This window comes from Pseudoalteromonas sp. 19-MNA-CIBAN-0066 (assembly GCF_040308705.1).
GTDB lineage: Bacteria > Pseudomonadota > Gammaproteobacteria > Enterobacterales > Alteromonadaceae > Pseudoalteromonas > Pseudoalteromonas nigrifaciens.
On record NZ_JBEONZ010000457.1, the window covers coordinates 1 to 231 of the forward strand.

Here is a 231-nt window from a genome sequence, read left to right on the forward strand (position 1 = left end):
TTGCAGCCCTTCAAGCGTTTGATAGTTAAATGTGATTTTAGAATTTTTAAATTTTCTATACGAAAGCAGTATATCCTGTGTTTTTGTTTCAACATCATCTTCAAAAATATCGGCTGAGTAGCCAATTTCAATGTCGTTAATATCAAAAAACACACCCACACGCTGGTTATTTATGGGCTCTAACGAAAACAGTGTTTTTTGATTACTCCCCGCCAAGTCGTCGTATATTAA

General features: G+C 34.6%; 1 pseudogene. It reads right to left on the reverse strand.

Annotated elements, in window-relative coordinates:
- Nucleotides 1-231: pseudogene (locus AAEZ18_RS19815) on the reverse strand (hypothetical protein); the annotation flags it as partial.